Origin of the sequence: Myxococcus qinghaiensis (assembly GCF_024198215.1) — a bacterium.
Taxonomy (GTDB): domain Bacteria; phylum Myxococcota; class Myxococcia; order Myxococcales; family Myxococcaceae; genus Myxococcus; species Myxococcus qinghaiensis.
This window is the reverse complement of sequence record NZ_JAKCFA010000016.1, coordinates 155,074-177,618: the sequence shown is the minus strand read 5'-3', so window position 1 is coordinate 177,618 and position 22,545 is coordinate 155,074. Positions and strand designations below refer to the sequence as shown.

Here is a 22,545-nt window from a genome sequence, read left to right as displayed (position 1 = left end):
ATGAACCCACGAATCCCTGAACCTCTCTGTCCGGAGCCCGCCAGGTCCTGGCGCCCGGGCCTGTCCACCGCGCTCGCGCTCGCGCTCTTCACCGTCCTCACCGGCTGCGAGCAGAACACCCCGACTCCTTCTCCCGTCGAGGAGGCCGTGCTGACGTCGCGGCTGGCCCCCCCCGTCGTCGGCGATGGCCGCATCCAGCCCGGCGAGCAGTGTGACGACGGCAACACGGTGAACGGTGACGGCTGTTCCGCCACCGGCGCCATCGAGGCCGGCTACATCTGTCACGTCCCCGGACGGGCGTGCTCGCTGGCCTCGCTGTGTGGCAACAACGTCGTCAACCCGGGCGAGGCCTGTGACGACGGCGACACCGCCGCCGGCGTCAACGGCTGCACCGCCACGTGCGACTTGTCGCTGTGCGGCAACGGCGCGTTCAACAACCGCCAGTGGCCGAACTTCGACCAGGAGATCTGCGACGACGGCAACCGCACCGAGGGCGACGGCTGCAGCCGCATGTGCGAAGTGGAGCCCGGCTTCGCCTGCGCGGGAACGCCCAGCCGCTGCGTGAGGGCGGGCCTCGCGTTCTTCAACACGGGCGTGGACCAGAACAACCGCCGCCTGGAGTCCGGCGCGGACCCGCACTGGTTCTACACGGGTGGCACGACGGGCGCCGCCACGGGCGTGCGCAACGCCAATGACTGGCCGCAGGAAATCACCACGGCCCGCTTCATGGCGGCCCCGCTGGGCGCGCCTGTGTGCGTCTACCAGGACTTCATCATCCCCTCGACGACGAACGTCGCCCAGTTCCGCATGCGGCTGGCGACGTTCAACGACAACGAGTTCGACAGCGCGTCCGTCAACGGCGTGCCCTTCACGCCCGTCACCGTGAGCGAGCCCGCGGGCAACTCCTGGCAGAAGAACATCATCCGGGAGTTCGGCACGACGGCGGCCTGGCGCACGGGCCTCAACCGCATCGAGCTGTGCAACGAGAACGCGGAATCGACGCCCAATGCGTTCCGCTACCTCTTCGTGGACGCCTACGACGACCGCTGCGGCGACGGCGCGGTGTCCCTGCGTGAGGAGTGCGACGACGGCAACACCGCCAACAACGACGGCTGCAGCTCCAGCTGCGGCATCGAGCCCGGCTATGGCTGCGCGGGTACGCCCAGCTCCTGCGCGGCGACGTGCGGCAACGGCCTGCTCAACTCGGGCGAACAGTGCGACGACGGAAACCTCACCGCGGGCGACGGCTGCAACGCGTCCTGCCGCGTCGAAGCCGGACACTCCTGCCCCACCCCGGGCCAGGCGTGCGTCACCACCTGCGGCAACGGCGCGGTCGACCCGGGCGAGCTGTGCGATGACGGCAACGGCCTGTCCGGCGACGGCTGCTCCAACTCCTGCCGCATCGAGAGCGGCTACGAGTGCGTGGGCCAGCCGTCCAACTGCGCTCCGCTGTGCGGCAACTCCCGGCTGGACTCAGGCGAGCTGTGCGACGACGGCAACACGAACCTGGGTGACGGCTGCTCCAACGCCTGCACCCTGGAGCTGGGCTACTCCTGCCCCACCGTGGGCCAGCCCTGCGCGAAGACGTGCGGCGACGGCACGGTGAACCCGGGTGAGCAGTGCGACGACGGCAACCTGAACTCGGGCGATGGCTGCGCCACCGAGTGCCGCACGGAGCCGGGCTACTCCTGCAGCAGGCCCTCCAACGGGCCCTCCGTCTGCTCGCAGACCTGCGGCAACGGAACGCTGGAGGCCAATGAGACGTGCGACGACGGCAACACCACCAACAGCGACGGCTGCTCGCAGGGCTGCGGCGTGGAGACGGGCTACTCCTGCTCCGGCGCGCCCTCCACCTGCACCACGCTCTGCGGCGACGGCATCACCGCCGGCGCCGAGGCGTGTGACGACGGCAACGCGGCGGGCGGCGACGGCTGCACCGCGTGCGCCGTGGACCCCGGCTACAGCTGCCCGCCTCCTGGCAACGTCTGCTTCAACACCTGCGGCAACGGCGTCATCAACGCGGGTGAGACGTGCGACGACGGCAACACGACGAACGGTGACGGCTGCTCCGGCATCTGTGGCCGGGAGCCGGGCTACAACTGCTCCGGCGTGCCCTCCACCTGCGCCACCACCTGCGGCGACGGCGTCGTGGCCGGCTCCGAGGTGTGTGACGACGGCAACCTGAACAGCGGCGACGCCTGCTCGCCTCGCTGCCTCTGGGCGAACGGCCAGCCCTGCAGCGCCTCCGGCGTCTGCGAGAGCGGCACCTGCAACCCGAACACGGACGTCTGCGTCACCGCCAACGTGTGCGGCAACGCGATGCTGGACAACGGGGAGCTGTGCGACGACGGCAACACCGCCAACAACGACGGCTGCTCGGCCACCTGCGCGATTGAAGCGGGCCATGGCTGCACCGGCAACCCGTCCGTCTGCGCCGTGACGTGCGGCGACGGCATCAAGGCTTCCTCGGAGGCCTGTGACGACGGCAACACGGCGGCCAACGACGGCTGCTCGGCCACCTGCACGATTGAGGCGGGCCATGGCTGCCAGAACACCAACGTGCGCGCGTTCTTCACGCGTCAGGGCAGCAGCCAGTGCACCCAGGTGTCCAGCATCTCCGCGCCGGAGCTGCCCGCGGGCGCCGTGCAGGCGTCGCTGACGGTGCCGGGGCGCTACCGCATCGGCTACGTCTCTGGAGCGGTGAGCTACTCCGGTGGCACCAACTGGTACCCGGGCATCTTCGGCTTCAACCACGCCACGGGCGCGGGCGCTCAGCGCTTCGCGTTGGGCGAAGTCCCGGCGGGGGGCTCCGCGTCCACCACGCGTGACGCCGCCATGGAGCTGGGCTTCCCGCTGCGCCGCGACTTCGACGCGACGTCGGGCGACGTGCGCCTGGCGCTCATCGACACCGACTGCGCGCTGAACAACAACTCGGAGACCGCGGTGGCCTACCGCGTGGACTCGCTGTCCATCTGCCAGCTCATCCCCGTGCTGACGGACCCGACTCCGGGCGGCGTGTCCAACCCCGTCATCGGTGGCACCGGCTCGCCGGGCTCCACCATCGACGTCTACGTGGATGGCAGCCCCACCCCCGCGTGCACCGCCGTCGTCGACACCAACGGCAACTGGGTGTGCGATTTGGGCAACATCCCCGAGGGGCCGCACTCGGTGGTCCTCACCTCCACCGAGGTGGGCGCCACGGAGACGGCTCCGCCGGTGGACATCATCATCGACAACGGGCCGCCCGCCGCGCCCGTCATCACCGGCCCCGCCAACGGCTCCACCACGTCCGACTCGACGCCGCCCCTGAGCGGTACGTCCGAGCCGGGCGCCACGGTGGTGGTGAGCGAGGGTGGCACGGTGCTGTGCACCGCCACCGCCGACGCCACGGGCGCCTGGAGCTGCACGCCCGCCACGCCGATGACGGACGGGCCTCACACCATCACCGCCGTCGCCACCGATGGCGCGGGCAACACCAGCACGCCTTCGGCTCCGGTGACCTTCACCGTGGCCGGGACGCCGCCGGCCGCGCCCGTCATCACCGGCCCCGCGAACGGCTCGCTGCTGAACACGTCCACCCCGGCCATCTCCGGCACCTCCGCGCCGGGCACCACGGTGACGGTGCGCGAGGGTGACACCGTGCTGTGCACCGCCACCGCCGACCTCACGGGCGCGTGGAGCTGCACGCCCGCCACGCCGCTGGCGGACGGGACGCACTCGGTGGTCGCCAACGCCACGGACCCGGTGACGGGCCTCACCAGCGCGCCCTCCAACGTCGACACGTTCCGCATCGACACCCAGGCGCCCGACACGTCCTTCAATCGCAATCCGCCGACGCGCACCGGCGACCCGGAGGCCCCCTTCGGTTACGCCTCCAACGAGGACGGCGTGAGCTACCAGTGCAGCCTGGACGGCGGGCCCTTCGTCGCCTGCCGGGACACCTACGACGTCTCCGACGGTGACCACACCCTGCGGGTGCGCGCCACCGACGGCGCGGGCAACGTGGACGCCACTCCCGCCGAGTACCGGTGGACGGTGCTGAACACGCGCGCCTTCGCGGGCGGAGGCTGCAGCGCGGCCCCCGCGACGTCCTGGCTGCCCCTGTTGGCCCTGCTGGGACTGCGCCTGCGCCGCAAGCAGCGCCGGTAACGAAGCTTTCCGCTGGGAGGTCCACGTCCCTCCCCCCAGTCCCCGGGCCTCCCGGGGACTCGTGGGCCTCCCGGCGGGTCTCCCCGCATGGCCGCGCAACCCCGTATGCTGGGGGCCGTGGACATCGCGGGGAAGAAGCAGGAGACGTATGAGGAGGAGCTGCTCCTCGCGCTGGACGAAGGGCTCGTCTCCACCGAGGAGGCGGCCGCCCTGCGCGAGGAGGCGCTCAACCTGGGGCGCAGTCCCCTGGAGCTCTTGCGTGAGCAGGGGCGCCTGGGTGAGCACACGCTGAGCGAGCTGCGCGAAGAGGTCTCCCGGGAGCTGGGAGGCACCCGTGGCCAGGGCCCGCTGGAGGCCGCCACGCTGGACCCGGACACCCCCGTGGTGGCCCCACCGTCCACCTCCGCCATTTCGGAGGACCCGGGCGTGGACCCGTCCTTCCCCGTGCCGGACTGGGACCGCTACCAGCCCGTGCGCTTCCTGGGCCAGGGCGGCATGGGCCAGGTGTTCCTGGCGTATGACCCGCTGTTGCGCCGCAACGTCGCGCTCAAGTTCGTGAAGGGCGGAGACCCGGAGCTGGCGCGGCGCTTCCTCTCCGAGGCCCGCGCCCAGGCGCGCGTGCGCCACGAGCGGGTGTGCGAGGTGTACGAGGTCGGCGAGGTGCAGGGGCGCGGCTACATCGCCATGCGCTACGTGGCCGGCCAGTCGCTGGGCCAGCTGGCGCCGTCACTGACGCCGGAGCAGAAGGTGCTCGTGCTGCGCCAGGCCGCCGAGGGCGTGCACGCCGCGCACCGCGCGGGCCTGGTCCACCGAGACATCAAGCCCGGCAACATCCTGGTGGAGCGCACGGAGGACGGCGACTTCGCGCCCTTCGTCATGGACTTCGGTCTGGCCAGGGACTGGCGCGAGGAGGGCGGCCTCCACGGCGTGGTGATGGGCACGCCCCAGTACATGGCCCCGGAGCAGGCGAAGGGCGACACGGCGCGGTTGGACCGGCGCGTGGACGTCTACGGCCTGGGCGCCACGCTGTACCTGCTGCTCACCGGACAGACGCCGTTCCACGGCACCAACGAGCACGACATCATCACCCGACTCCAGACGGAGGAGCCCCTTCCGCCGCGCGCGGTGGACCGGGACATCCCCCAGGACCTGGAGGCCGTCGTCCTCAAGTGCCTGGAGAAGGAGCGCTCGGCGCGCTACGACTCGGCGCGGGCGCTGGCCGATGATTTGGAGCGCTTCCTCGGCGGAGAGCCGGTGCAGGCGCGGCGGGGCCTGGGGTACCGGCTGCGCAAGAAGGCGCGCAAGCACCGCGTGGCGCTGGGCGCGGGCCTGCTGGCGCTGACCGTGGTGGCGCTGGCGCTGGGGCAGGCGGTGCTGGCGCGCAGCGAGGTGGCCGAGCGCGAGCGGCTCACGCGCAGCTTCACCGAGCGGGTGGAGCGCATCGAAGCCGCCGCGCGCTACTCGTTCCTCTCCCGCCTGCACGACACGCGCGAGGACCGCGCCGCCCTGCGCGCCAGCATGGATGCGCTGGAGGCGGAGGTGAAGGAGGCGGGCGAGCACGCGGTGGGCCCCGGCCACTACGCCCTGGGCCGCGCGCTGCTGGCGCTGGGGGACGTGGAGGGCGCGCGCCGCAAGCTCGAGTCCGCGTGGGAGCACGGCTACCGCGAGCCCCGCGCGGCCTGGGCGCTGGCGCTGGTGCTGGGTGACCAGTACCGCGAGAAGCTGCTGCTGGACTTCGAGCGCCGCAGTCCCGAGCAGCGAGAGCTGCGCCGCCGCGAGCTGGAGCAGCGCTATCGAGACCCCGCGCTGGCGTACCTGCGTCAGGCCGAGGGGCCGGACGTCCCCGCGCCGCCGCTGTACGTGAAGGCCCTGTTCGCCTTCCACGAGGGGCGCCACGAGGAGGCGCTGGCGCACCTGGAGGCGATGAGCAACACCCAGCCCTGGTTCTACGAGGCGCCGCTGCTGCGCGGCGACGTGTACATGGCGCGCGCCATGGGACGCTGGCACCAGGGGGACGGCGTCGGCGCGCAGGCGGACCTGGAGGCCGGCAGGCGCGCGTACGCGGCGACCATCGCCACCGCGGAGAGCCAGCCCGACGGACACTACGCCCTGGGGCGCCTGGAATTGGCCGCGCTCGTGATGGAGCTGTACGGCGCGGGCAACGTGCTGCCGCCCTACCAGCGGGGCCTGGAGGCGCTGGACTACGCGCTCAAGGCCGCGCCGGACCACCACCGCTCGCTCATCGTCCGCTCCCGGCTGTACCGCCGCCTGGGTGAGCAGCACGCCAACCAGAACACCGACGACGTGGAGACGCTGTTCGGCCAGGCCATCGACTCGGCCCAGGCCGCGCTGAAGCTGGCGCCTCCGAGCGACCGCGTCACGCTGGAGCTGGCCATCATCCACCGGCTGTGGGCCCGCCACCGTCAGCGCTTGTCGCAGGACCCGCGCGAGCAGCTCGGCCTCTCCATCGAGGCCCTGGAGCGCCTGGGCCCCGAGGAGCGCGACTACGCCTTCCACGCGAACCTGGGCCTGACGCACCAGGTGTGGGCCGACTACGAGAGCGAGCACGGACAGGACTCGCTCGACCACCAGGGCAAGGCCATTGACGCGTACCTCGCCGCCATCCGCGTGAGGGAGAACCAGGCGGACGCCTGGATAAATCTCGGCAACTCCTACCGCGCGCGGGCGGCCATCCTCAGCGCCCCGGACGCCTCGGGCGACTTGACGCGGGCGATTGAGGCCATCGAGCGCGCGCTCACCCTCAACCCCCGCAACGTCATCGCCTGCTACCAGGGCGCTGACGTCTCCGAGCAGCTCGCGCGCTGGCGACAGGAGCACGGCCAGGACCCGGAGCCGGACCTGGAGCGGGCGCTGGCGCTCTACCGGCGGGGCCGGGACATCAACCCCAAGCTGCCACAGCTCCACAACGGCCTGGGCGCAGCCCTCCTGTGGCAGGCCGAGCAGCGCTGGGAGGATGGCAAGGACGTGGCGGCGCTCCTGACGGAGGCGCGCAAGGCCTTCGAGCAGGCACGCGCCGTGGCCCCGCAGCAGGCCTTCGCCTACAACAACCTGGGCGAGGTGGAGGCGGTGCGCGCGGGCTTCCTCGTCGCGCGAGGGGAAGACCCCGGCCCGAGCCTCAAGGTGGCGAAGGAGGACTACCGCCGCGCGCTGGAGCTGCTCCCGGGCGACGCGGACCTGTGGACCAACCTGGCGCGGGTGCACGTGCTGTGGGCCACCCACGCGCTGGCGCGCGGGCGCGACGTGGGCAAGGACCTGACCCAGGCGGAGGAGGCGCTCACCCGCGCGCGCGAGCTCAACCCGAAGCTGGCCTACGCGTGGCGCTACCAGGGCGGCGTGCTGGACGTGCGCGCTCGCGACAAGGCCCGCCGAGGCACCGCGAAGGACGAGGACTTCCAGCAGGCCGCGGAGGCGCTCGCGCACGCGGTGGAGCTGGCGCCCCGGCGGCACGAGTACGTGCTGGCGGCCGGAGAGCTGCAACTCGCCTGGGGGCGCTGGAAGCAGGCGCAGGGAGAGGACGCGACGCCCATGCTGACGCGAGGGCTGGAGCACGTCGCGCGAATCGTGGCGGCGCGGCCGGCGTGGGCGCGGGCCCTGCTGCTCCGCGCGGGACTGCGGCTCGCGCTGGCCGACAACGCGCCCACCGAGCAGCAGCAGGCGTGGCGCGTCCAGGCCCGCGAGGACGCGGAGGCCGCGCTCTCGCGCAACCCCCACCTCGCGCCGGGCTGGAAGGGCAGGCCCACCTCCGACTCGGAGCTGTCGGCCCGCCCTCCCCCGCCGTGAGGCGCGGCGACTACTTCTTCTTGGTGTCTTCCGGCGGGTCGGTCGTCACGTCCAGACCGCCCTTCTTCGTCTCGTACTGGTTGCCCGGGCCGCGCTTCGTATCGGGCAGAATCACCTCGAACGGGTAGTTGCCCACGGAGCACGTCAGCGTGACGCTGTTCTCGCAATTGGAAGCGGCCAGGGAGCCGTTGTTCAGGAAGAACGGGCCGGGATTCGAGAGGCAGGTCGCACCGGGGAACTTCACCTCAGCGGACACGACTCCATCCAGGGTGAACGTCACCTCGTCGCCGTGACGGACGCGGGCCTCTGCCGGGGTGGGTCCTGTGGACTGAATCCTGATGACGATATTGGCCATGGGCCGTGGCTCCTTCTGGGGGTTGGACTGACTGTCTGTGGCAACAGACTGCAGGCACCGTACCAGCGCGCGCCGACGTGTGGCTCCCTCGGAAGCACCCTCCGGCCACGCACCGCCGGGGGGAATGGACGCGTCAACGACGTGTCACGCCCGGAGGCTGACGCGTCCACTCAGGCGTCAGACAGGCCCAGCTCGCGCACGCGACGCTGCAGGGCGCGGCGGGAGACCTCCAGCCGCTGCACCATCTTGTCCAAATCCCCCTCGCACTCCTGGAAGCAGCGGGTGATTTCCTCCGGGCTCAAGTCCCGGGCGGTGCGGATGAGCGAGCTCTTGTCGATGAGGACGTAGACGGAGGGGCGCGGAATGCCCAGGTAGTCCGCGGTGGCCTTCAAGTCCCACGAGCAGGCGCGCAGCGCCTCCAGCAGCTCGTTCTCCCCCACCTCGGACGGCTTGCGCCGGGACGACTTCGCTTCGGCGGCGTCGGGCACGCCCGGAGCGGGCACGGCCAGCACCTTGCCCGGCACGGGCAGCGACTCCGCGTCCAGCGTCTGCTCCAGCCGCGAGTCGATGCGCAGGCCCGGCAGGCCCCGGCTGCCGATGACGAGCTGCCGGGTGACGTTGCGAAGCTGCCGGACGTTGCCCGGCCAGGCGTAGCGCACCAGCCGGACGGCGACGGCCGCCGGAAGCCAGGGCTGCGCGCGCGGATCCGTGGAGGCCAGCCGCCACGTCTCGCCCGTCGTCTCCAGCTCCTGACGCGCGAAGTGGAGGAACAGCAGGCCAATGTCCTCGCGCCGCTCGCGCAACGCGGGCACCCGCAGCTCGAAGCCCGCCAGCCGGTGCAGCAGCGGCGCCTTGAACAGGCGCTCCTCGATTCGCGCCTCCAGATTCGAGTCCGTGGCGGCGACCATCCGCACGTCCACGGGCACCGGCGTGTGGCCGCCCACCGGGTACACCTCGCCCGTCTCCAGCACGCGCAGCAGCGCCGCCTGCACCTCGGGGGGCGCCTCGCCCACCTCGTCCAGGAACAGGGTGCCGCCGTGCGCCGCGCGGAAGAAGCCCTCGCGGTCTCGACTGGCGCCCGTGTACGCGCCCCGCTGCGCGCCGAACAGCTCCGCGGCCACCAGCTCCTTGGAGAGCGCGCCCAGGTTGACGCTGACGAAGGGCCCCGCGCGGCGCGGGCCGTTGTCGTGGATGGCGCGCGCCACCAGCTCCTTGCCCGTGCCCGTCTCGCCCCGGATGAGCACCGGCACCTGGAGGTCCGCCACCCGGAGGATGTCCTCGCGAAGCTGCCGGATGCCCTCGCCCTGTCCCACGAGCCCCAAGTCGTTGGTGAGCACGTCCCCGCCCGAGGAGGCCAGGTGCAGCAGCAGCACCACGCGCTCGGCCAGCACCAGGGGCACGCCCGCGACGAGCTCCTCCTGGGTGAACTCCCGGCCCCCGGCCACGGACTCCCCGGCCACGCAGACCTGGGTGCCGTCCTCCGGCACCAGCAGGCGCAGGCCGCCGTTGGAGCCCGGCTCGAAGAGCACCGGCGTCCGGCTGAGGAAGGGGTCTCCCAGGGGCAGCGCCAGGAGCCCTCCCGGACGGGAGAAGTCCGGCGCGTTGCGCGACAGGGCCGCCGTGCGGCCCACGCTCGCGAGCACCTCCAACAACAGCCGCTCACCGATGCGCTGGGGATGCGGATGCGACACGACCGTCAAGGCCGGCACGCTCCGCGGGGCCTGCGCGGACTTGCCCTTCGTATGGACGGCGGTCGTCGACATGTCGGCGGCAAGCTTCTGCTGCATGGGCTGGTTCGATTTCCAGGTCTTCCAGTCTATCAGCCTACACCGGCCTGGGACGGGGAGATCAGCCGAGGCGCCTCAACCGTCCGCGAACCCACGCTCACGGAGGCAAGCCCTCGGAGGCTCGCCAGCCAGCGGCTCTACGCACCCCGTTCCAGGGAAGCGGAAAGGGGTGAGGCTCCGAGAGGCCCCCCACGCGGTGGAGGCGGTCCACCGCGTGCGGGGGGTGTGGGTCTCAGGGCGTCGGGCCCGTCGGGTCCGCGGGCGGAGGCGCGGCGGGGCTCGCGCCCTCTTCCGTGGCGCTGCCCGTGGCGGGCGCGGCGGCCTTCTCCGGAGACGACGGGGTCGTCGACGGCCGCTTGGGGCCGGCCGCGGCGCGGGCCTGCTCGCGGGCACGCTGGGCGATCTTCGGCGTGGGCGCGAGAATCATGAACATCAAGCGCCCTTCCATGCGCGGGGCCTGCTCCACCACCGCGACTTCCTTCAGGTCCTTCGCCACGTCGTCGAGGATGGCGGTGCCCTGCTCCTTGTGCGTGATTTCACGCCCGCGGAACTGGATGACCACCTTCGCCTTGTTGCCCTCTTCGATGAAGCGGCGGGTGTTGCGGACCTTGAACTCGTAGTCGTGTTCCTCCGTCTTCGGACGGAGCTTCACTTCCTTGAGGTGGACGATGAGCTGGGCGCGCTTGGCTTCCGCGGCCTTCTTCTTCTCCTCGTACTTGAACTTGCCGTAGTCCATGATCTTGCAGACTGGCGGCTGGGCCATCGGGCTGACCTCGACGAGGTCGAGACCTTCCGAGCGGGCCTTGTCGAGCGCGGCCTCGAGCGGCATGACTCCGAGCTGTGAGCCATCGGAGCCGACCACCCGGACTTCACGGGCGCGGATGCGGCGATTGGTTCTCTGGTCGCGGCTCCCGCCGCGGTTGCCTCTTTGATCCCTAAGAATGTGACGCTCCTGCGAAAGGGTGGAAGGACCTGCTGTCCCAAGGGTGGGCAGGTCACTGAGTTACGGCATGGGGTGGGTCGATGCGTACGGCGGGCGGCCCGCCCCTCTGACACTCGCGCACGGTGCGTGCCTCTCCGTGCGACACTTCGAATCTAATCGCCCCCCTGCCCCCTGAGAAAGGGAGCAAGCGGGAAGACACGTCCCAAGGGCGAGGACTAGCCCACCGGCGGACATAACACCAGGGCCCCTTCCTTGCCCCGGAATCCCACCCTGGGTCAGCCATTGGACGAAGCGCGGCGGCGGGCCCGCCACGCGTCCCGGTCCTGCCCCCACAGCTCCACGGAGGTGCTCTCGAAGGGGGCGGGGAGCTTGCCGAGGCCGCGCAGGGTGGAGCCCAGGCGGCGGGCCACCTCCTGGGAGGCCGCGTTGTCCGGGGCGATGGAGTGGATGATGTCCGTCCACCCCAGGTGGTCGAAGGCCCAGTCCATGGTGGCCGTGGCGGCCTCGGTGGCGTAGCCCTTGCCCCAGGCCTCCCGCAACAGGGCCCAGCCGACCTCCGTGCCTGGCCACCCCTCGGGCTGCCAGGGTCCCACCCGGCCCACCCACCTGCCCGTGGAGCGCTCCAGCACGGAGAACATGCCGAACCCCTGGAGCACCCAGCTCCCCGCCATGGAGCACATGGCCCGCCAGACGACGGAGCGGGGCTGGAGGCCGCCGATGTGGCGCGAGGACTCGGGGTCGGCCATCAGGGCGACGAAGCCCTCGAAGTCCTCCCGAGCCGTGGGGCGCAAGATGAGGCGCGCGGTTTCGAGCGTCGGTCCCGGTGCATTCATGGTCGGTTCCCCGAGAGGTCTGGAGCGGCGCGGCACGCTGGCACCCACCCCTGTCCGGGGCAAGCGCCGCGTGCCGGGTGACGAGGGGGCGGCCACAAGCGCGGCTTCTCCCCGCGTTCATCCAGGGACCCGGCCCGCCCGGACATCGGGTCGCGAGGCAGGCCGCTCGCCGCTAGGACAGGCGCGGCACGACGACACGAGGGCCTTCCCATGTGGACTGAGACGCGTGTGGCACGGATGCTTGGAACCCGGCTTCCCCTGGTGCAGGGGCCGTTCGGCGGAGGGATGTCGACGACGCGACTGGCGGCGGCGGTGTCGGAGGCGGGCGGGCTCGGCTCGTTCGGCGCGCACCACCAGAGCGCGGCGCAGCTGGAGGCCACCGTCCGGGAGCTCAGAGGGCTCACCTCGCGCCCGTTCGCCATCAACCTGTGGGTGCCGCTGGAGGGGGAGCGGGAGCTGCGCCCCACGCCGGAGGAGTTCGAGGCGGGCGTCGCCCGGCTCAAGCCCTGGTACGACGAGCTGGGGCTGCCCCTGCCCACGTATCCCAGCGCCTTCTCCCAGGACTACGACGCACAGGTGGAGGCGGTGCTGGCGCTGAAGCCGCCGGTGTTCAGCTTCATCTTCGGCATCCCCTCGGCGCGAATCCTGGAGGCGTGCCGGACCGCGGGCATCGTCACCGCGGGGACGGCGACGAACGTGGACGAGGGGCTCGCGCTGGAGCGGGCGGGCGTGGACCTCATCGTCGCCTCCGGCAGCGAGGCGGGAGGACACCGGGCTTCGTTCCTGCGGCCCGCGGAGGAGTCCCCCGCGACGACGGCGCTGGTGCCGCAGCTGGTGGACCGGGTGCGCACGCCCGTCATCGCCTCCGGGGGAATCGCTGACGGCAGGTCGGTGGCCACGGCCCTGGCGCTGGGCGCGGAGGGAGTCCAGGTGGGCACGGCCTTCCTCGCGTGCGAGGAGTCCAACGCCAGTGAGGCCTACCGCCAGGCGCTGCGCCAGGAGTCCGCGCGCGCCACGGTGCTGACACGCGTCTTCTCCGGCCGCTACGCGCGCGGCATCAAGAACCGCTTCCTGCGCGAGCTGACGCCGCACGAGCGGGACATTCCGCCCTACCCCGTGCAGAACTGGCTCACCCAGCCACTGCGACAGGCGGCGGCCCGGCAGGGGCGCGAGGACATCCTGTCGCTGTGGGCGGGACAGAACGCGCCGCTCATCCGGCACTCGCGCGCGCCGGAGCTGGTGGACTTCCTGGAGAAGGACACCGCGCGCGTCCTGGCGCGGCTCGCGGGACTCTGAGCCAGGCGTCGGCGCGGGCGAGCCCCTGGGCCTCACGCGCCACCGCCTTGACGGGGCGGGAAGTCCCGTGCTCAAGCACTCGACGAATGTCGGACCCGAGCGCCTCCCTCCCCGTCCCCACCGAGACACCGTCGGCGCCGCGCACCGCGAGAGAGCGCCTGCGTCGCGGCCGGGAGTCGCTCGTGCGGTGGGGCGCGGCCCAGGCGGGCCCGCTGGGTGCGGCGCTCGTCGGCCTGCTCACATTCCTGGCGACCTTCGGGCCGAACGCGTTGGACCCCCGGCGCATCGGCTGGCTCATCCGAGACGACTTCAGCCAGCACCTGTTGGGGTGGCTCTTCTTCCGCGAGACGCCGCTCGGCCTGCCGCTGGGGGCGACGCCCAACTACCTCCATCCGCTGGGGACGTCGCTCGGGTACACGGACTCGATTCCGTGGGTGGGCCTGCTGCTGCGGCCCTTCTCCTTCATGCTGCCCACGGACTTCCAGTACATCGGCCCGTGGATGTGCCTGTGCCTCATGCTGCAGGGCGCGTCCGCGGCGTGGGTGGCGCGGCGCCTGGGGGCCTCGACTCAGCATCAGTGGTGCGTGGGCGGGCTGCTGGTGCTGTCGCCCGTGCTGCTGTCGCGGATGACCTTCGCGCACGAGGCCCTGTGCGCGCACTGGCTGCTGGTGCTGCTGGTGGGCCTGCACCTGGTGCCCCAGCGCGACGCGCGCGACGCGAAGCAGGCGCTGGGCGTGAGCCTGGGGCTCTGCGTCTTCGCCGCGGGCGTCCACCCCGTCATCGCCACCATGACGTTGCCGCTGGCGCTGGCCCTGTGCGCGCGGACGGCGCTGGAGCGCAAGCTCCCCTTCGCGTGGCCCGCGCTCGCGGCGGTGGCCTGCTTCGCGTCCGTGCTGGGGCTCTTCTTCGCCTTCGGCTACCTGGGCACCGGCATCCCCGTGGGGGCCACCGACTTCGGCGACTACTCCTCGGACCTGACCACGCTGTTCAACAGCATCGGCCACGGCGAGATTCACTGGTCCCGCTTCATCCCTCCGCTGCCCAGGCACGGCAGCCAGAACGAGGGCTTCGGCTACCTGGGCGCCGGAGGCCTCGTCGCGCTCGCCCTGGTGCTCGGGCTCATGGCCCGCGAGCCCCGGCGCATCCTCGCGCTGTGGCGCAGATGGGTGCCCGTCACCCTCGTCGCGCTGGCCCTGGCCTTCTTCGCCCTCTCGTGGCGCATCAAGTTCCAGGGACAACAGGTCGCCGACCTGTCAGCGCTCTACCGCCCGGTGCTCAAGTGGGCGGAGGCGTTCCGCTCCTCGGGCCGCTTCATCTGGCCCCTGCACTACCTGCTGCTCGTGGGGGCCGCGCTCGCGCTGCCTCGGCTGGTGCGCCCGTCGCTCGCGCCCACGCTGGCGGGGCTGCTGCTGCTCATCCAGGGACTGGACCTCAACCTCGGTGAAGGGAGGAGGGCCCAGGTGAGTGGCGGCACCTGGAACACGCGTCCGTCGCCCGCGCTCACGGAGGCGGCGAAGGGCCGCAAGCACCTGGCGCTCTACCCGCCGCAGATGCATGACGGCTCCGGACGGGGCTGCCGCGCGGGCCCCATGGACTTCCACCGCTGGGCCTACCGCGCGTACCGGCTGGGCCTCACCTTCAACAGCGGCTACGTCGCGCGCATCGACGATGCCAAGGCGCAGGCCTACTGCCTGGGCATGGATGCCGAAATCGCCGCGGGCAGGCTGGATCCCCAGACTGTCTATCTGGTCATCCCCTCGCGGGTGGCCTGGCTCCAGAAGATTCGCGGCGCGCACTGCCAGCCGGAGGACGGGCTGTGGCTGTGCACCTACGACGCGCCACCCCAGTCCCCCGTGTCCGGCCGCTGAAAGGCCGGCTCAGGCAGCGGGGGGCGCCTGGCGCGACTGCGGCTCCGCTGGCAGCAGCGCGTTCAGGTTGGCGTGGATGGTGTTGCAGATGGCGTCCAGCGGCAGGTCGTTGTCGTCGTGGCCGAAGGGGTCTTCGATTTCGACGCCAATCTCCTCGATGCCGAAGAAGATGTACGCGACGATGAACGTGGCGAGCACCGTCAGCCCTCCGAAGGACTCCACCAGCGCGAAGGGCAGCGTGTAGCAGAAGACGAGCAGCGCCCGGCGCAGGTGCATCACATACGCGAAGGGGATGGGCGTCTTGCGGATGCGCTCACAGCCGCCGATGTAGTCGACGAGTAGGTGGACATCCTGGTCCAGCTGCATCTGCACGTATTCGGAGTACAGGCCCTGGCGCCTACCAGTGTCGAGCAGCGCGCTCATCTTCCGAGCCACGGCGAACGGCACGTGCTGGGCACGCATCACCTCCGCCACCTCGTCCGGCGGCAGCTCCTGGGCCAGGGGCCCCAGCTCCGCCTTGGTGCGCAGGAACGACGCGGACGCGTAGGGGAAGGCGGCCGTCCACCGCAGCAGCGCGGCGTAGAGGGCGGGCTCGGAGCGGAGGAAGACGCCCGCGGCGCGCGCCAGGTTGCGCGTCTCGTTGACGATGCCGCCCCACAGCTTCCGTCCCTCCCAGAACCGGTCATAGGAGGAGTTGGTGCGGAAGACGAGCAGGAGGCTCAGGGAGATTCCGGCCAGCGTGTGCACCGTGGGGGGAATCGCCACCGAGCGGACATGGGAATGGAAGAGGGTGACGCCCAGTGCCCACAGGACGCAGACCATGACTCGGGCCACGATTTCGCGGACCATCGAGCCCTTGAGGTAGTGGAAGTAGCTCCACCAGCGATGCGGATCGTACTCAACCATGGGATTCGGGGGCCGTAGGCTGCCACGGCGCTTGAAACAGTGCCGCAACCTTTTCGTGCAGGGGCCAGGGGTGTGTCCAGCCCCTGTTCGATAACCCCCTGCCTGCCCGACGCGAGCGCCTTCGTGCGGTCCTGAGCAGGAGCCTGCCCCTCCAGGCTCCTGGCGTGGATTCCCCTCATCCCTAAATCCACTCCCTCCGGAACGAGCCAGGTGCCTTCCGGTGGGCGGTTTCAGGATGAAAGGGAGTCCGCATGCGTCAGGGTGGTTTCGGGAAATGGTGTGGAGCCGTCGCGGTGGGATTGCTCCTCGCTGGCGGATGCGGTGCACCTCCCGAGGACGACACCTCGCCTGACACCGACACCCACCAGCGCTCCTCGCCGGGCAGTGTGTCGGCGGTCCTGGTGGTGAACCGGACCACGTTCGTCGCGAGCGAGGACGTGACGGTCTCCGTCACCCTCATCAACACGTCCACCCGGCCGGTGCGCCTGCTCCAGTGGAAGACGCCTGGCACGGGCCACAAGGAAGACCGCCTCCAGGTGACTCGCGACGGCCAGCCCGCCGAGTACATCGGCGCGCACTACAAGCGGCCCGCGCCGACGGCGGAAGACTTCGTGACACTCGCCCCGGGAGAGCGGCTGACGGGGGACGTCGTCGTCTCCGAGGACTACGACCTCACCACCACGGGCACCTACACCTTCCGCTACCTGCTGGACCCCCAGCGGGATGGCGAGCTGGCGGGCTTCGCGTCCAACGCCGTGAGCCTGTTCATCGAAGGGCGCAAGAGCCGCCGCGAGGAAGAGGCAACGCGGCGCGAACCCTTCGCGAGCGCACTCACCTACGAGGGGTGCTCCCAGGAGCAGCAGCACGCGGTCTCCGACGCCGTGAGGAATGGCCAGGACTATGCGAGCGCCGCCTATTCCTACCTGGGCACGCACAAGACGCCCGCGCTCTCCACGCGCTACCTGACGCTCTTCGGCCTCTACTCTCCGGGGAACTGGACCCGGGCGACGAACCACTTCCTCAAAATCAGGGATGCATTCCAGACGCAGGCCATCTCAGTGAACTGCGCCTGTGACAACTCCGCGTATGCCTACGTGTACAAGAATCAGCCGTACACGATTCATGTCTGCAAGGCGTTCTGGCCGGCGCCCGCGACGGGGCAGGACTCCAAGGCCGGCACCCTGCTCCACGAGATGAGCCACTTCACCGTCGTCGCGGACACGCATGACCACGCCTACGGGCGAGTCCGGGTGCTGGCCATGGCGCTCACCAACCCCCTGCTCGCGCTCACCAACGCGGACACGCTCGAGTACTTCGCGGAGAACCAGCCCTTCCTCCCGTGAGCAGGGCTGGCCTCCGCCACGGCCCCTAGGGCTGGAGCACGCGGTTGCCGCCGAGCGCGTCAATCACGACGATGACGTCGTTGAGGGCGCGCTCGTAGAGGCCCGGTGTGTAGTTGCGGGATGTCGCGGTCCACACGGGGCTCGGGGCCGACCACGACTCGAAGTTGACCGTCGTGCTGACGTAGCCGACGTGGCAGTTGCGCTGGTCCACCGGGGCGCTCGACAAATCGGGCGGCCCTGCCTTGTCCTCGTCGGTGCAGAACGCGACGCCGACGGGCCCGTTGCCCACCCGGATGGCATACGGGACATAGGCGTTGTAGCGACGCCCGGAGCCTGGGTCGATGCGGGACTGATAGACGGTGCGCCGCAAGGACTCGTCCCACGTCCTGCCGCCGTCCCACGATTGCACGGCGTTGATGACATTGGCGCGCGCGCCGCCGGTGGCGAATGCCTCCACGCCCTCCACGACGACCATCAGCCTGTCTCCTCCGAGCTGCACGACGGTGGGCATGCCCTCGCGGTTCAGCGCGCCAGGGCGCTTGTCCCAGGCCACGGCGACGACGCCATACGCCGTCCAGGACCCTGAGATTCCCGCGCGTCCCTGCATGGCAATCCATTGGTGGCCCGGATAGCCGCGCTGCGCGGCGAGCGGCTCGGAGTCGTAATAGACCTGCAGGTCTCCATTCGCGCGCTGGAAGAGGAAGGGCGCTCCGACGAAGCGCGAGACGGGGCCGATGACGGTGCTGTCGTAGACCCAGTTGTCTCCGTCGTTGTCGCTCCGGGTGATGGTGATGCGGTACTGGCCCCCGGCGTACTCGCGGAACGCGCAGAAGATGATGCGTGTCCCTGGAATGGCTCGCATCGTCACGTCGCCGAACTGCACCGCGGGGTTGTTCGCGACGGAGCCATGGGGCGACCAGCTCGCGCCGCCATTGGTGCTCGTCCAGACGTCGATGCGCGTCCCCGCGCTCGCGCCGCCAATCAAGACTCCATCCGAGCGACGGGTGATGCTTCGGATGGGCGCGCCACCACTCGCCATCAGCGTCCGCCAACCCCCCGCTGGCAGCGAGTCCTCGCCTCGAGCCAGTGACTCGGATTCATCGCGAGGAGCCTCGGGTCCACACGCGGCGAGCGCCGCCACCAGGAGGAACACTGGCAGCGGGAGTGAGGCAGAACGGCGGCCAGTCCGGAGCACGGGAGCAGGGGTCATGCACACCAGATTGCCCGCTCGTGCTCTCCAGGCCCAAGCCGATAAATCAGCTTTTCAAGAAATGCTAAATTGTCGTCTCCGTGAGCAGTCGGGAGAGGAGCGCGAAGCCCGGGGCCTCCAGGGGCACACGTCCTCGGAGCGCGGCGAGCAGGGACCAGCCGTGGTTCGAGAGCAGGACGACGCCCGCGTCCACGGAGGGAGCGAGGCCGAGGAAGCCGACGTAACCGCCCATCATCGACGAGCACCACGCCACGGTGTGTCCACGAAGCTGGGAGATGGACCAGCCGAGCCCCATGCGCACGGGGCCGCCCTCGGTGCGAGGACTCCACGTCGACTTCAAGGGGCGTGAGAGGGATTGCTCGGCGCGGCCGAGGCTCGCGTCGAGGAAGCGCAGCAGGTCTGGCGCCGTGGAGTGGAGGGCACCCGCTCCAGGAAGCGCGGGGAAGGTCCAGGCGGGCACGGGCCGACCGCGCGCGGTGTGTCCGGCGAGGAGGCGCGGCGCCAGCTCGTCCGTCACGCGCGCCGAGGTGTCGCTGAGCTTCAGGGGCGTGAAGAGACCATCGCGGAGCGCGTGTCCGTAGTTGAGCCCGGCGCGACGGGAGAGCGCATGGCCCAGGACGCCCATGCCGAGCAGGGACTCGGAGACGGGACGCGGTGGTGGGAGTTGGGGGTGGTAGGTGCGGAGGAAGTCACCGAAGAGGTGGGCGGAATAGTGGCCGAACGGGTCTTCGGGATTGCGAGGGGCCGCGTCCAGATTGGGCGGCAGGTGGGGCATGCCGGAGGTGTGCGTGGCGAGCTGCTCCAGGGTGATTCGGCCCGCCTCGGCATCAGGGAGGAGCGAGCGGGGAATCACCTCGGAGAGCGGCATGTCGAGCCGGGCCTTGCCTTGCTCCACCAGCAGGCCGAGCAAGGCGCCGGTGAAGACGTGGGTGAGTCCGCCCAGGGAGAACAAGGCATTGTCGGGAGGAGGTGCGCCCTTCCCCCTGAAGGCCTGGACGTGATGCTCGCCGCGCGAAGTCAGTCCCGCGCAGAGCGAAGCCGAGCGATAGCTGCGCACATAGCGGCGGGTCTCTTCCTGGAGCAGCGTGGCGAGGGACGGAGTGGAGCTCACGGCGTACCCTCTACACCATGGTGGACACGGGCCGCGCGAGGGTTGTCACTTCCTGGTTGCCTGGACGCTGCTGCGTCTTCATCGTCCGCGTCGGAGGAAGCACATGCCGACCGGACTTGCAGCGGATGGGACGTATGCGGCGGGAGCTCGCCACACCTTCGACATGACGGCCGAGGAGGCGTGGCGCAACTGGGCGGACGCGAAGGGCCTGGGGCGATGGCTCGCGCCGGCGCGGGCGTCGTTCAAGGAGGGAGACCTGACCACGCTCAAAGACGACACGGACGTCGTCGTGATTCGCGCAAGGCCTCCGACGCTGCTTCGCATCCGACTGAATCGCCTCGAGTGGACACGCCCGAGGACCGCGCAGCTTCGCGTCCTCCCGGCGGCGCGAGGAGTCACTGTCGCCCTTCACGCGGAAGGACTCCCCGACGCGGCGACTCGCGCGGACTACATCCAGCGCTGGACGAAGGCGCTGACCGGCGGAGCCACGGCTCCCGCCAAGAAGGCCATCTCCGCGAAGGTGAAGAAGACGTCCACGCGGAAGACGGTGGCGAAGAAGGCCACGACCGCGAAGAAGACCTCCACCCGGAAGGCCGCGGCAAAGAAGGCCACGGCGAAGAAGCCCTCCGCCCGGAAGCCAGCGGTGAAGAGGCCCTTCACCCGGCAGAGGTCCGCCACGCGATAGCGTCGGACCCCGGTCCGGAAACCAGCGAGGAAGCGCGAGTCGAACTCGCGGTCATACGCCTTGCCCGCCGCCTCCGCGTCTCGTCCGACGAGCCGCAAATTCCACTGCTCCGGGTCCTTCTCGCGCGGCGACGTGGGCGCCTCATCGTGACGCCAGCACCGCCCCAGCCCGGGGTGGACGATGACAAGGATGCCTTCAGGAAGGTCGACTTCTCCCAGCTCGACAGCAGAGGACGCGGAGAGGGTGGGGGCCATGGGCAACTCCTACCGGATTCGCGCTCACCGCCGGGCCGCCAGCTCCGCGACTTCACGCTTGGGTCGGAACGGCGCGAACAGCTCCACCGTCCAGTCCACGAACGCGCGGAGCTTCACGCTCATGTGCCGGTTCTGCGGGTAGACGATGAAGAGGGGAAACGGCGCCCCCTGCCACGCGTCCAGGACTTGAACCAGCGCCCCGCTGTCGAGGTGCGGCCGGGCCACGAAGGCGGGGAGCTGCGACACACCCAGCCCCGCCAGCACCGCCGACAAGTGCGCGGTGCTCTCGTTGACGGCCACGCTGGAGCGCCCCATCACATCAATCCGCTCTCCCTCCCGAGGGATGAAAGACAACGGAATGAGCCGCCCCGTCCTCGTGGAGAAATAGCTCACGATGTCGTGGCCCTCCTGGAGGTCCGTGGGGTGCGCGGGCGTGCCCTTGCGCTTCAGGTACGCGGGCGTGGCGCAGGCCAGGAACTCCAGCTCGCCGATGCGCCGCGCCACCAATGACTGGTCCGGCAGCACACCCCCGCGAATCGAACAGTCCACACCGTCGCCCACCAGGTCCACCGAGCGGTCACTCACGCCCAGCTCCAACTGGATGTCCGGATACTTCGCGCGGAACGCCGGCAGCGCGGGGATGAGCAGGAAGTTGGACACCGAGGACCCCGCGTCCACCCGCAGCCGCCCTCTGGGACGCGTCTGCGCCTTCGACACATCCGCTTCGATATCCTCCAGGTCCGCCAAGAGCCGCGCCGTGCGCTCGTAGTACGCCGCGCCCTCGGGCGTCACCGTCACCCGCCGGGTGGTGCGCTGGAGCAGCTTCACTTGAAGGTGCTCCTCCAGCCCCTGCACCAGCTTCGTCACCGACGGCTTGGGCATCTTCAGCGTGTCGGCGGCCCGGGTGAAGGTGCCCGCTTCGACCACGCGGGCGAACACCCGCATCGCGGTGAGCTGATCCATGGAGTCGTCCTCGAGCGGGCCCGAAGGGAGAGTCCCGGGCTCCCGGCGATTATTACCCGATTGGAAACAGTCCTGTCCCGAGCACGGCGTTTCTCCCCGGAGGCGAGGTCCCTACTCTTTCCTCATCGCAACCGCACACCGGAGGCACGTCATGACGTACTCAAGGAAGAACCTCGAAGGCAGGGTGGCGCTCATCACCGGCGGCTCACGCGGCCTGGGCGCGGCCATTGCCCGGGCCCTGGCGGATGAAGGCGCGGCCATCGCCATCAGCTACGGCTCCTCCGAAGCGAAGGCCCTGGCCCTCGTCGAGGAGCTGAAGGCGCGCGGCGTCCGCGCCGAGGCACTCAAGGCCGACCAGGCCAACCCCCAACAGGTGGAGGCCCTGGTGAACGAGGTCGCCCGGCGCTTCGGCCGCCTGGACGTGCTCGTCAACAACGCGGGCATCTTCCACACCGGCGTCGTCGGAGACCCGTCCTCGGATATCGAGGCGCTCGACCACCAGTTCTCCGTCAACGTCCACGGAGTCGTCGCCGCCGTCCGCTCCGCCGTGCCACTCCTGCGGGAAGGCGGACGCATCATCTCCATCGGCTCCGGCGTCGCCAGCCACGCGCCCTTCGCGGGACTGGGTGACTACGCCGCCACCAAGGCCGCCATCGCCGCGTACACCCGGGGCTGGGCTCGCGACCTGGGCCCGCGTGGCATCACCGTCAACCTCATCCAGCCAGGCCCCATCGACACCGACATGAACCCGGCCACGGGCGCCAGCGCCCCGGCGCAGATGGCGGGCACCGCGCTCGGCCGCTACGGCCAGCCCGAGGAGATTGCCGCCGCCGTCGCCTTCCTCGCCAGCCCCGGCGCCTCCTTCGTCACCGGCGCCACCCTGGATGTGGACGGCGGCTTCAACGCCTGAGCCCCAAGGGGCTTATGCTCCGTGAGTACATTTGCAACAAAGTGGCACGCCAATCCCTTGCAAAAACAAGGCATTGAAGATTTCCCTTAACACCCTGATTAACCCATCCAATCCTGGGAGCCCCTCCACGA

General features: G+C 70.7%; 15 protein-coding genes. 6 read left to right on the top strand and 9 right to left on the bottom strand.

All coding sequences use genetic code 11. The features are described from left to right. Positions 1 to 4,149: a DUF4215 domain-containing protein gene (locus LZ199_RS28080; protein WP_253996846.1), complete on the top strand. Its 4,149-nt coding sequence runs from the start codon at positions 1 to 3 to the stop codon at positions 4,147 to 4,149. Positions 4,150 to 4,236: 87 nt separating this feature from the next. Next, positions 4,237 to 7,950: a serine/threonine-protein kinase gene (locus LZ199_RS28075; RefSeq protein WP_253996845.1), complete on the top strand. Its 3,714-nt coding sequence runs from the start codon at positions 4,237 to 4,239 to the stop codon at positions 7,948 to 7,950. A gap of 10 nt (positions 7,951 to 7,960) precedes the next feature. Here LZ199_RS28075 and LZ199_RS28070 read toward each other — a convergent pair whose 3' ends face one another. The 4 genes from LZ199_RS28070 to LZ199_RS28055 form a co-directional block, all read right to left on the bottom strand. After that, on the bottom strand, positions 7,961 to 8,305 hold the full coding sequence (locus LZ199_RS28070; RefSeq protein WP_253996844.1) for a hypothetical protein: 345 nt from the start codon (positions 8,303 to 8,305) through the stop codon (positions 7,961 to 7,963). 170 nt (positions 8,306 to 8,475) lie between these two features. Further along, positions 8,476 to 10,092 carry a sigma 54-interacting transcriptional regulator gene (locus tag LZ199_RS28065; RefSeq protein ID WP_253996843.1) on the bottom strand — a complete coding sequence of 539 codons (1,617 nt, stop codon included), beginning with the start codon at positions 10,090 to 10,092 and terminating at the stop codon, positions 8,476 to 8,478. 232 nt (positions 10,093 to 10,324) lie between these two features. Then, on the bottom strand, positions 10,325 to 11,035 hold the full coding sequence (gene infC / locus LZ199_RS28060) for a translation initiation factor IF-3 (protein ID WP_253996915.1): 711 nt from the start codon (positions 11,033 to 11,035) through the stop codon (positions 10,325 to 10,327). 275 nt (positions 11,036 to 11,310) lie between these two features. Next, positions 11,311 to 11,868 carry a GNAT family N-acetyltransferase gene (locus LZ199_RS28055; protein ID WP_253996842.1) on the bottom strand — a complete coding sequence of 186 codons (558 nt, stop codon included), beginning with the start codon at positions 11,866 to 11,868 and terminating at the stop codon, positions 11,311 to 11,313. Between the two features lie 210 nt (positions 11,869 to 12,078). Between LZ199_RS28055 and LZ199_RS28050 the strand changes: the two genes are divergently transcribed. Continuing rightward, positions 12,079 to 13,164, top strand: coding sequence for an NAD(P)H-dependent flavin oxidoreductase (locus LZ199_RS28050; RefSeq protein WP_253996841.1), 1,086 nt, complete (start codon positions 12,079 to 12,081; stop codon positions 13,162 to 13,164). An 86-nt stretch (positions 13,165 to 13,250) separates the two neighbouring features. Then, positions 13,251 to 15,032 carry a DUF6311 domain-containing protein gene (locus LZ199_RS28045; RefSeq protein ID WP_253996840.1) on the top strand — a complete coding sequence of 594 codons (1,782 nt, stop codon included), beginning with the start codon at positions 13,251 to 13,253 and terminating at the stop codon, positions 15,030 to 15,032. 9 nt (positions 15,033 to 15,041) lie between these two features. Here the strand turns inward: LZ199_RS28045 and LZ199_RS28040 are convergent, their stop codons facing one another. Then, the gene (locus tag LZ199_RS28040) at positions 15,042 to 15,938 is read right to left on the bottom strand and encodes a bestrophin family protein (RefSeq protein WP_253996839.1); all 897 of its coding nucleotides are present in this window, start codon (positions 15,936 to 15,938) and stop codon (positions 15,042 to 15,044) included. A gap of 251 nt (positions 15,939 to 16,189) precedes the next feature. On the opposite strand from LZ199_RS28040, the gene LZ199_RS28035 reads away from it, so the two are divergent. Further along, positions 16,190 to 17,281, top strand: coding sequence for a M35 family metallo-endopeptidase (locus tag LZ199_RS28035; RefSeq protein ID WP_253996838.1), 1,092 nt, complete (start codon positions 16,190 to 16,192; stop codon positions 17,279 to 17,281). 25 nt (positions 17,282 to 17,306) lie between these two features. Here the strand turns inward: LZ199_RS28035 and LZ199_RS28030 are convergent, their stop codons facing one another. The 4 genes from LZ199_RS28030 to LZ199_RS28015 all read right to left on the bottom strand — a co-directional run bounded on the left by LZ199_RS28030 (position 17,307) and on the right by LZ199_RS28015 (position 21,504). Continuing rightward, on the bottom strand, positions 17,307 to 18,320 hold the full coding sequence (locus tag LZ199_RS28030; RefSeq protein ID WP_253996837.1) for a sialidase family protein: 1,014 nt from the start codon (positions 18,318 to 18,320) through the stop codon (positions 17,307 to 17,309). 235 nt (positions 18,321 to 18,555) lie between these two features. Next, entirely contained in the window at positions 18,556 to 19,602 is a 1,047-nt protein-coding gene (locus LZ199_RS28025) for a serine hydrolase domain-containing protein (protein WP_253996836.1), read from the bottom strand. Positions 19,603 to 20,049: 447 nt separating this feature from the next. Then, positions 20,050 to 20,541 carry a hypothetical protein gene (locus tag LZ199_RS28020; RefSeq protein ID WP_253996835.1) on the bottom strand — a complete coding sequence of 164 codons (492 nt, stop codon included), beginning with the start codon at positions 20,539 to 20,541 and terminating at the stop codon, positions 20,050 to 20,052. A gap of 24 nt (positions 20,542 to 20,565) precedes the next feature. Beyond that, on the bottom strand, positions 20,566 to 21,504 hold the full coding sequence (locus LZ199_RS28015) for a LysR family transcriptional regulator (RefSeq protein WP_253996834.1): 939 nt from the start codon (positions 21,502 to 21,504) through the stop codon (positions 20,566 to 20,568). 151 nt (positions 21,505 to 21,655) lie between these two features. Here LZ199_RS28015 and LZ199_RS28010 point away from each other — a divergent pair, with 151 nt between their 5' ends. Continuing rightward, positions 21,656 to 22,414, top strand: a complete 759-nt coding sequence (locus tag LZ199_RS28010; protein ID WP_253996833.1) for an SDR family NAD(P)-dependent oxidoreductase — start codon at positions 21,656 to 21,658, stop codon at positions 22,412 to 22,414. Positions 22,415 to 22,545 lie beyond the last annotated feature (131 nt).

Excerpts from the sequence above, each read along its gene's own strand:
- LZ199_RS28015 (WP_253996834.1), bottom strand. The coding sequence starts at position 21,504 with ATGGATCAGCTCACCGCGATGCGGGTGTTCGCCCGCGTGGTCGAAGCG.
- LZ199_RS28070 (WP_253996844.1), bottom strand. The coding sequence starts at position 8,305 with ATGGCCAATATCGTCATCAGGATTCAGTCCACAGGACCCACCCCGGCA.
- LZ199_RS28080 (WP_253996846.1), top strand. The coding sequence starts at position 1 with ATGAACCCACGAATCCCTGAACCTCTCTGTCCGGAGCCCGCCAGGTCC.
- LZ199_RS28075 (WP_253996845.1), top strand. The coding sequence starts at position 4,237 with ATGGCCGCGCAACCCCGTATGCTGGGGGCCGTGGACATCGCGGGGAAG.
- LZ199_RS28050 (WP_253996841.1), top strand. The coding sequence starts at position 12,079 with ATGTGGACTGAGACGCGTGTGGCACGGATGCTTGGAACCCGGCTTCCC.
- LZ199_RS28020 (WP_253996835.1), bottom strand. The coding sequence starts at position 20,541 with ATGGCCCCCACCCTCTCCGCGTCCTCTGCTGTCGAGCTGGGAGAAGTC.
- LZ199_RS28035 (WP_253996838.1), top strand. The coding sequence starts at position 16,190 with ATGCGTCAGGGTGGTTTCGGGAAATGGTGTGGAGCCGTCGCGGTGGGA.
- LZ199_RS28030 (WP_253996837.1), bottom strand. The coding sequence starts at position 18,320 with ATGGCGAGTGGTGGCGCGCCCATCCGAAGCATCACCCGTCGCTCGGAT.
- LZ199_RS28055 (WP_253996842.1), bottom strand. The coding sequence starts at position 11,868 with ATGAATGCACCGGGACCGACGCTCGAAACCGCGCGCCTCATCTTGCGC.
- LZ199_RS28045 (WP_253996840.1), top strand. The coding sequence starts at position 13,251 with ATGTCGGACCCGAGCGCCTCCCTCCCCGTCCCCACCGAGACACCGTCG.
- LZ199_RS28040 (WP_253996839.1), bottom strand. The coding sequence starts at position 15,938 with ATGGTTGAGTACGATCCGCATCGCTGGTGGAGCTACTTCCACTACCTC.
- LZ199_RS28010 (WP_253996833.1), top strand. The coding sequence starts at position 21,656 with ATGACGTACTCAAGGAAGAACCTCGAAGGCAGGGTGGCGCTCATCACC.
- LZ199_RS28065 (WP_253996843.1), bottom strand. The coding sequence starts at position 10,092 with ATGCAGCAGAAGCTTGCCGCCGACATGTCGACGACCGCCGTCCATACG.